The 9,424-nt window shown below is 61.9% G+C and carries 5 protein-coding genes; 3 read left to right on the top strand and 2 right to left on the bottom strand.

What is annotated here, in order from left to right:
- Nucleotide 1 precedes the first annotated feature (1 nt).
- Both ACN0X0_RS19180 and ACN0X0_RS19175 read right to left on the bottom strand, forming a co-directional pair.
- Entirely contained in the window at nucleotides 2–1,576 is a 1,575-nt protein-coding gene (locus tag ACN0X0_RS19180; protein ID WP_417280492.1) for a M23 family metallopeptidase, read from the bottom strand.
- Nucleotides 1,577–1,990: 414 nt separating this feature from the next.
- On the bottom strand, nucleotides 1,991–2,329 hold the full coding sequence (locus ACN0X0_RS19175; RefSeq protein WP_067294723.1) for a DUF736 family protein: 339 nt from the start codon (nucleotides 2,327–2,329) through the stop codon (nucleotides 1,991–1,993).
- Between the two features lie 1,045 nt (nucleotides 2,330–3,374).
- Between ACN0X0_RS19175 and ACN0X0_RS19170 the strand changes: the two genes are divergently transcribed.
- From ACN0X0_RS19170 to ACN0X0_RS19160, 3 genes are all read left to right on the top strand, one after another.
- Complete coding sequence (locus tag ACN0X0_RS19170) at nucleotides 3,375–4,055, top strand: SOS response-associated peptidase (protein ID WP_417280491.1); 681 nt, start codon at nucleotides 3,375–3,377, stop codon at nucleotides 4,053–4,055.
- Nucleotides 4,056–4,558: 503 nt separating this feature from the next.
- Nucleotides 4,559–6,058 (top strand): Y-family DNA polymerase, encoded by a 1,500-nt coding sequence (locus ACN0X0_RS19165; protein WP_417280490.1) that lies wholly within the window; start codon nucleotides 4,559–4,561, stop codon nucleotides 6,056–6,058.
- A complete protein-coding gene (locus ACN0X0_RS19160; protein WP_417280489.1) occupies nucleotides 6,055–9,405 on the top strand; it encodes an error-prone DNA polymerase in 3,351 nt (1,116 codons plus the stop codon). The genes ACN0X0_RS19165 and ACN0X0_RS19160 overlap by 4 nt, the downstream gene beginning before the upstream one ends.
- Nucleotides 9,406–9,424 lie beyond the last annotated feature (19 nt).

Below are 9,424 nucleotides of genomic sequence, written 5' to 3'. Positions count from 1 at the left end.
TCTACCGTCCCTGCGCAAGCACGTAATTTGCAGGGCGAAACGGATTTACGAGATCCTTGAAATCTTTGTCTTGCTTTTCGAAGAACGCCGCGTTGCCTCGGGCTTGCTGCTCTAAGAAAGTGCGTATCCCAATTTCCCCGCCCGGATAATCGTCGAGCGCCGCGCTCAACGCGGTAACGGTCTGTATTAACGCCTTCAACCGCTCATCAAACGCGTCCGCGTTCTTCTCGCGTTCATGATGGGCAGAGTACATCGCCCAGATATCTGCGACCCCACCAAGCACACCCAGCATGCGTTTAAGAACGATCTTGCCGCCATCTTCCGCCACCTGCTCGACAATAGCGCGGGAAAAGACCGCCGGCATACCCGAGCCACCTCCCGCTAAGGCTTCGCCCACGTTGGTCGGCGTTCCAAGGATCGCGTAGACTGGGTCTGGGTCGAACCCTTGACGCTTTTCATAAGTGACTTGCAGCGCGTTCACCATGACGTCGCCAGTCACAGTATAAATCAACCCACCAAGCCCGAGCAGTGTTGTAGCGGTCGCGCCAAGTGTTGCCGCAGGCACAATGAGCGCGACCATTGCCCCACCCACTAGAAGGCTTTTGATTAAACTGTTTGCGTGAAAGAGCGTGTCGTAAAAAACTTTGTCATCTTTGTCAGCCAGAAGGCGCTCAAGTTTTTCATTCAAAGTTCTTGAGCGACTTTGGGCATCCGCAACCCAAGCTTCGACAATCTTGAAGTCATTGTCATTTAGAACCGCCTCGGCGACGTCTTTATAGTACTGTGCTTGCTGATTGAACCGGATCGGGATTTGCACCTCTGGAAGCCCCGTCTCGTCCGGTGCTTTGAGACGTTCTGCCGTCTTCAGCGGAGAAGACGTGATCCAGGAAATCTTTGCCTCGATGATCTTGCGATCAACTGGCTCGGTGGTCATCTCATCAAGCTTCCATCCAAAAGCCTTCGCGGGGTCAACTCTGCTTTTTTTCTTCTCTGGGAAAGAAGACAATTTTTGTTGCAAGACCACGTGTATGTGGCTGGCCGAGATGCCGTTTTTGTTAGCCGCACCGCTTGCATTGCCCGACACGCCCACATACCCGATCACGTGCCCAGCCTTCGCCTGCTCTGGTTTGATCTCGCGTTCTTTGCCTTCGAACCCTGAGAGATGGCCAATAAGCAAGAGCCAGGTTTTGCCCTCGGCAGAGAACTCGATCTCGGCATAGCGGCCAAGACCGGTCATCTTTTTCGGCTGTTTCTTCTCCGGATCTTGTTTCGCAAATTGCGTCTTGTGCCTCAGTTTCCCCGTAACGGGCGCAAAAATTGGGGTGCCGACGGGCGCATAAATGTCGATCCCAGAATGAAGTTTTGCAGTCCCGTCAAGGTTTTTCCGCGTCAGCCCAAACATGCTGGAGGTTGGTCTCCAGACCCCTCCGTCTGAACCCGGGTAAAAGCCACGATATTGGCCATCGAAAGCTTCAACAATGGAGTCGCCCTGCAGAGGGTAACTGCGCGACGACTTAAATATCTTCTTTTGCAGGACCTTACCGGACAAATCTGGTGGCTCTTGCGAATTACCCATCAAAGAATCGCTTTCAATAATCAATCCAAAAACGCTAGCCGCATTAATTTGATATGGCCACAACTTTAGAGAGAGAGCTTTATCCCATTGTTTGTAAAACCTTTTACACATACCGCCCTAAGTACTCGTGCAATTCCAGAGCACTCTGTCAAATTTAAAATACTGAAAAAATTAGTTCCATCCATCACAGGATTGACAAATTAACCGTCCTTGAACGACGAGCGTTAAACAAGTGTATTCAGGTTTTGACGCATATTGCAGAGTCCAAAATTTGGGCTCTTTCGTTGAATTCGCAGCCTGTCATACGAACGGCTTTTATCGGAGCTACTTCCAATTTAGCTCGACGTGATATTGTAAATCCACCGTTTCCCAACAAGGACGGGCCCAGACCGCCGAGACGGCCTGGGTTGAATATTAGGCGGCGTCTTTCGGACCCCAAGGGATGATGGCCTGCAAAGACATGTCGTCCTGGCTTGCAGCCTTGCCAAGGTTGGCGTTGAAGGCGTGATCCCGCACTGTCAGGGTGAAATAGTCAGAACCTGTGTCCTTGTTCTGCTTCTTCCAGATGCCACCGCACTCGACCAGTTTGCCGCGCGGGGAGCGCCCAAGGACGCGGTGGGTTGGTGCCATGGGGTTGCTGCTGGCAACGGGTTCAACCGTGATGTCGAGGTCGAAGGTCAGGGTTGAAATTGAGCCGATACCTTTTGCGGTTTCGATGTCGTCGCTGGTGAATTTGATGCAGTTCGTGGTCATTGCTTTTCTCCTTGTTTGCGTTGCAATGATGGTCACTTTGCAGCTGGCTTAGGCCCGGGCACACCGAAGGCGAAGCGTCAGCGGAGAGGGGCAGGCGCGGATCTTTTTGATGCGCGAGGAATGACCCACCTTTGGTCTTTGGTGGGTCAGGGGAAAAAGATCGGCGACAACCTTTGTGGACGGGACGACAGCTGCGACCAGCATGTCATGCAACTCAGACACCCGGAGAAGTACGGTGGCCGCGAAGGAAGGTGGGTGAACAGCCGAGCGAGATGCCAGGGGCGGCGTCATTTCTGCGCTCTCGCCCCGAGCCGTACCCGGACGAGTTAGAGCTTTGCCGAGCCCTGCCCAACGTGTCGCGACGGCTAGCATCCGTGGCAACGCGATGTGTGTCATCTGACAGGCCATCCCCAAGAAGACCGTCGAGGCATCTGCATTTGGCGCGGTTCATCCGGGCGTCGAACGGAACAGACAAGCGGTTGCGATAGCTAGCTGTTTCCTGCATCGCGCTGACTCCCGGCCCTCTGCCAGCTACGACCAATGCAATCCGGTGGTCGTCGAACATCGTTTGCAGCCGGTAATGACGGCGCAGAATAGCGTATCGGGCAAAGCGAGGACTATCACGGGCTGGGACGCGCGGGACGAGGCCATTTAAGACCCCCCCCGCCCCAGCGACCGTTACCGGAACGGCCGCGATGAAGCGTTGCCACGACCATGCGACGGCTGGTCGGGCTGGCTCCGGAGGAGAGTGCCCGGCCAGCAGCACGTCGCAGGGAGAGGCGACGTTTCAGCTCGGGGAGGGCGGCTGCGTGCAGCCGACCGAGTAGGGCGCGGTCCTGACCAAAAGGCAGGAGGGGCCAAGATCTTACCTTGATATTGACTGCGCCTAGAACAGATCTCAGAAAGGTGCATTGCGTAAGCCTCTTTTTGTGTCGCCCTTCCTCGTGAAGTTGGCGCTGGCTAAATCCGCCACACTTTCCAGTAGCCGCATGTTCTGTTATTGTTCTCATTCTAAACCGTATTCCGATTCCCGAGTGTACCTCAGATGTGCAACCTCTACTCCCAGACAAAGAGCCAGGACGCGGTGCGTCACCTGTTCGACAACATGCTTGAGCAGGACGAGGATCTGGTTGACGCTACTGGGAATCTGCCTCCTTTGACCGACATCTGGCCTGACTATCCAGCACCGATCATCCGGCATGGTGAGGGCGCTGCCTGGGCGCTGACAATGGCCCGTTGGGGCATGCCGACCCCTGCGAAGTTCCTCGAAGGCAAACGTACCGACAAGGGTGTCACCAATATCCGCAACGTCGGCGCGCCCCACTGGCGGCGCTGGCTCGGTGTCGAACATCGCTGCCTCGTGCCCTTCACGAGCTTTTCGGAGATTGACGGGCGCCGGGGTGCGCCGCGCAATTCGTCGGTCTGGTTCGCTTTGGACGAGGATCGGCCGCTCGCCTTCTTCGCCGCGCTGCGAACGACGTGGACCTCGGTGCGCAAGCTGAAGGAAGGCGAGGTGACAGCGGAGATCTTCGGTTTCCTGACCTGCCCGCCCAACGCCGAAGTTGCGCCGATCCACCCCAAAGCCATGCCCGTCATCCTCACGCAGCCCGAGGAATGGCGACGTTGGTTGACCGCACCGGCCGAGGACGCCCTGAAGCTGCAGCGGCCCCTGCCGGACGGGATGCTGAAGATCGTTGCCGAGGGGGTGCGCGAGGATGCGGTTTGATTCCGCTCCGAGCGAGCTCTTTGCCCTGGTCCGGCACCGGGTCCATGAGGCGGAAGGTCCGGGACGGCGCAGCTTCGCTTTGTTGCAAGCCGCCCGACACACCGAGGCCCTGATCTGGATCATTCCCGGTCATGCCCCGCACCAGCCAATGCTCCGGGGTCTGCCCGAAGGCGTCGGGGAGCGGCTGCATCTCATCCGTCCCGTGAACGAGACCGATCTGCTCTGGTCCGCGGAGGAAGCGCTACGATCCGAAGGGGTCGGACTGGTAATCGCGGAGCCGGAAAAGCCCCTCTCCCTAATCGCCGGGCGACGCCTGCAACTGGCCGCGGAAGCTGGGCGAACCACCGGGCTCATGCTGATCCGTGAAGGCCAGGGCAGCAATGCTGCCGAGACGCGGTGGCATTGTACCCCGATTTCGGCGGAACGGCGGGACTCGACTCTGCATCAATGGGCTCTTATTAAGAACAAAAGGGAAACATTAAGAGCTTGGACTGTGCACTGGAATGGTAAGACGGCTGCTGTCGATCCGGTTTCCGCGGCTTGCAAGCGACACGAGCCAGCGGAGACGTCCCGTTGAGGGACCGTTCGCCCTGATCCATAGGTCAGGGAATGCCGATCATGTGCATTGTCTGAACCAAGCCGCCGAGACGCGGGGATTGCGCCTCGGCATGGCGGCGGCCGATGCGCGCGCCATCTGTCCCGAGCTGATAACGCGGCCCGCCGATCTGGCGCGAGAGGCGGCCGCACTGGCAGGCCTCAGACGCTGGGCGGGGCGTTATTCGCCGATGGTGGCGCGCGACGGCCCGGACGGGCTTATCGCCGATATCTCCGGTGTGCCGCATCTCTTCGGCGGCGAGGCTGAAATGCGGGCCGACCTTCATGCGCGGCTGGAACGGGTCGGCCTGACCCTCTCGAGCGCCATCGCCGAAACCCGTGGCGCAGCCCAGGCGCTGGCCCGTCATGGCGGCGGCATCCTGCCCGAGGGCGGGGCGAAGGAGGGTATCGCGAGCCTACCCGTCTCAGCGCTGAGGATCGGGAGCGATGTGGCGGAAGGTCTCGCCCGGATGGGGCTGAACAGGATCGGCGATCTCACCGATCTGCCGCGTGCGCCCCTCGCGCGACGGTTCGGTCCGGCTCTGGTGCTGCGTCTCGACCAGGCGCTCGGCCTTCAACCGGAGCCGGTCTCTCCCGAGGCGGACGCGCCGTATTTCGGGGTGCGGCTGACCATGCCGGAACCTATCGGCCTCGAGGCCGATGTCATGTCGGGCCTCGCGCGCTTGCTAGACCGACTCTGCAGCACACTTGCCCAACACCATCGCGGCGCACGGCGGCTGCGGCTTGAACTGCACCGGGTCGACCGGGAAACCGCGCAAGTCGAGATCGGGCTGGCCCGGCCGATGCGTGATCCCGAGCGGATTGCGGCGCTCTTTGCAAAAGGCGTGTCGCAGGTCGAAGCTGGGTTCGGGATCGAAGCGCTGCGCCTCGTTGCCCATGTGACCGAAGACCTGCCACCTGAGCAGATCGGCGGGCCCCGAACGATAGACCGCGAGGACGCGCTGGCCGATCTCTTCTCGCGGCTCGGCAACCGGCTGGGCTTCGACAGGGTCCTGCGGCTCCTGCCTGCCGCCAGCAAAATCCCCGAGCGGAGCTTTTTAGTAGCACCGGCCGCCTATAGCGCCGCTGAATCTCCGCCGCCACATCGTGGACCAGATCGACCGATCATCATCTTTCCGCCTGAGCTGGTCACGACGAAAGGGCTTGGACAGCCCGGCCATCCCCCCGCCCGGTTCGCCTGGCGGCGCATGTCTTTCACCACGCTCCGTGCGGACGGACCGGAACGGATCGCGCCGGAATGGTGGTTCGACGATCCGGCCTGGCGCTCGGGCCTGCGCGACTACTGGCGGGTAGAGACCCAGGAGGGCCCACGGCTTTGGCTCTACCACACGCCACAGGTCCCGACCTGGCCCGCGCAGAGCTGGTTCGCGCAGGGAGAGTTCGCATGAGCGGCTATGCGGAGCTCTGCGTGACGAGCAATTTCACCTTTCTGACCGGGGCCTCGCACCCCGAGGAACTGGTTACGCGTGCCGCCGAGTTGGGCCTGAGGGCCATCGCCATCACCGACCGCAACTCGGTCGCGGGCGTGGTGCGGGCCTTCTCGGCACTGAAGGAACTGGCCCGCCTGCGCGAAGAGGCCCGCGCCGCGAGCGAGGGGGCCGAGGCTGGTCCGGTGATCCGATCCCGGCAGGTGACCGATCATTCCAGCCGCCAGACGATGCAGCACATGCCGGCAGGCGATGCCCCCCGAATTCCGCCGGACATGGTGTTGCCAAAGCTGATCCCGGGCGCCCGGATCGTGCTGAGCGACAGCGAGGTCGACTGGCTCGCCCTGCCCACGGACATTGCGGCCTGGTCGCGGCTGACCCGACTTCTATCCCTCGGCAAGCGGCGGGCCGCGAAAGGCGAATGTCATCTGACGCGCAAGGATTTGCTGGATTGGGGTCAAGGCATGGTGCTGATCGCGCTGCCGCCCGACCCGATAGAGCATCCGGCCCGAGCATCTGTCAGCGACCTGCGGCACATGCTGCGTACCTTCCCCGGCCAGTGCTTTCTGGGCGCGGCCCCGCGCTATGACGGCCGCGACCCAATCCGCCTCGACCAGCTGGCGCGGATCGCTCAGGACACCGGCCTGCCGCTGGTGGCCCTTGGCGAGGTGATGATGCATCGCTCGTCCCGGCGTCCGCTAGCCGATGTCCTGACCTGCCTACGGATCGGCTGCACCGTCGACACGATCGGGGAGCGGCGGCTGACCAATGGCGAACACCGGCTCAAATCCCCGGACGAGATGGCGCGGATGTTCCATCGCTATCCGGCAGCGACCCGGCGCACGCTGGAGATCGCCGACCGCTGCGCCTTCCGGCTGGACGATCTGCGGTATCAATATCCCGACGAGGCGCGGGACGGCGAGTCCGCGCAGGCGCGGCTCGAACGGCTGTCGCGCGAGGGGCTGCATTGGCGCTATCCAGAGGGGCCGCCCGCCCGCATTGTGACGCGGGTCGACAAGGAACTGAAGCTCATCGGCGAGATGGCGTATGCGCCGTATTTTCTGACGGTCCATGACATTGTGGTGTTCGCGCGCTCGCAGGGCATTCTGTGCCAAGGCCGCGGGTCGGCCGCCAATTCGGTCGTCTGCTACCTGCTCGGCGTGACCGAAGTGCCCCCCGAGAGCATCACCCTGATCTTTGAACGCTTCATCTCAAAAGAGCGCGGCGAGCCGCCGGATATCGACGTGGATTTCGAGCACGAGCGGCGCGAAGAAGTGATCCAATGGATCTACGAGCAATACGGACGCCATCGCGCCGGGCTAACCGCGACCGTGATCCATTTCCGCTCACGTGCCGCGATTCGCGAGGTCGGCAAGGTCATGGGGCTGAGCCAAGACATAATCGCGCGGCTCTCGGGCCAGATCTGGGGCTGGCCGTCCAGCGCCCCGGGCGACGATCGGATGCGCGACGCCGGGATCGATCCGGCCGACGGGCGCGTGGCGCTGGCAGCAAAGCTGATCGGCGAGATCATTGGATTTCCCCGGCATCTGAGCCAGCATGTCGGCGGCTTCGTGATCACCCATGGCCGGCTCGACGAGCTCTGCCCAATCGAGAATGCCGCGATGGCGGATCGCACCATTATCGAGTGGGACAAGGACGATATCGACGCGCTCGGGCTCATGAAGGTCGATGTGTTGGCGCTCGGCATGCTGACCTGCATCCGCAAGGCCTTCGGGCTGCTGGAGGATCACCGTCACCTGAAGCTGAACCTCGCCAATGTGCCATCCGAGGATCCTGTGGTTTACGATATGCTCTGCAAAGCCGATGCGGTCGGGGTCTTTCAGGTCGAAAGTCGGGCGCAGCTCAACTTCCTGCCGCGCATGCAGCCGCGAAAATTCTACGATCTGGTCTGCGAGGTCGCCATCATCCGCCCCGGCCCGATCCAGGGAGGCATGGTTCATCCCTTCATCAACCGCCGTCAGGGCAAGGAAAAGGTCGAAGACCTCGGCCCCGCCATGATGGAGGTGCTGGGGCGCACCTATGGCGTCCCCCTCTTCCAAGAACAGGCCATGCAGATCGCGGTGGTCGCGGCCGGCTTCTCGGCGGGCGAGGCGGACCGGCTGCGCCGCTCACTCGCAACCTTCAAGCGGATGGGCACCATCGGCGCGTTCCGCGAGCGGTTCATCTCGGGCATGTTGGCCCGCGGCTACGAGGCGGGGTTTGCGCAGCGATGTTTCGCCCAGATCGAAGGCTTCGGCAGTTATGGCTTCCCGGAAAGCCATGCGGCGAGCTTTGCGCGGCTGGTCTATATCTCGGCTTGGCTGAAGCGCCACCATCCGCCGGTTTTCACCTGTGCCCTGCTGAACAGCCAGCCGATGGGCTTCTACGCCCCCGCGCAACTCGTCCGCGACGCGCGTGAGCATGGCGTCGAGATCCGGGCCGTCTCGGTCAATCATTCGGCCTGGGACTGCACCCTCGAGCCGCGCGGCGACGGAACGCTGGCGTTGCGGCTGGGGTTTCGGCAGATCAAAGGCATGCGGGAGGAAGACGCGATCTGGATCGAGGCCGCCCGCGGCAATGGATATCCCGATGTCGAGAACCTCTCGCGTCGGGCCGGAGTGAGGCCCGATGCCTTGGAACGGTTGGCCGAAGGCGACGCCTTCGCCTCGCTCGGTCTCAATCGGCGCGATGCGCTCTGGGCCGCGCGGGCGTTGCGAGGGCCAAAGCCCCTGCCCCTCTTTGGAGCCGACGGTGAGGGCGGAGTGGAACCGCAGGTTACGCTGCCGGCGATGACGCTCGGGCAGGAGGTGATAGAGGACTATCTGGCACTACGACTTTCTCTGCGCGCCCATCCGATGGAGTTGCTGCGGCCGCGCTTGCCGGACAGTCTGCCGCATGAACGTCTGGACCGGGCCACCGGGCGCATCACGGTGACGGGTCTCGTGATCACGCGGCAACGGCCCGGCACGGCCTCGGGCGTGATTTTCCTGACGCTGGAGGACGAAACTGGCGTGTCCAACGTTGTGGTCTGGAGCCGGGTCTACGAGACCTTTCGCAAGGCGGTGATCGCCGGGCGGCTTCTGCGCGTCACTGGCCGGATCGAACGCGAGGGACAGGTCGTTCATGTGATCGCCGAGCGGATCGAGGACATCTCGCCGATGCTTTCGAGCCTTGGGCGGCCGGCCACCGACGCAGGAGGTCGCCAGACCGGTGCAGCAGGCCACGCCACGTTCGGCGGCCGCGGTTCAACGGCCCGGCATCCGCGTGACCAGGGAAAGAAGTTGTTTCCAAGCCGGGATTTTCACTAAGGCGTGGCCTCATATCGGT

It is taken from the genome of Celeribacter sp., assembly GCF_048270365.1.
Lineage (GTDB): Bacteria > Pseudomonadota > Alphaproteobacteria > Rhodobacterales > Rhodobacteraceae > Celeribacter.
Note: the sequence above shows the minus strand (reverse complement) of the source record. Positions and strands in the feature narration are given on the sequence as shown.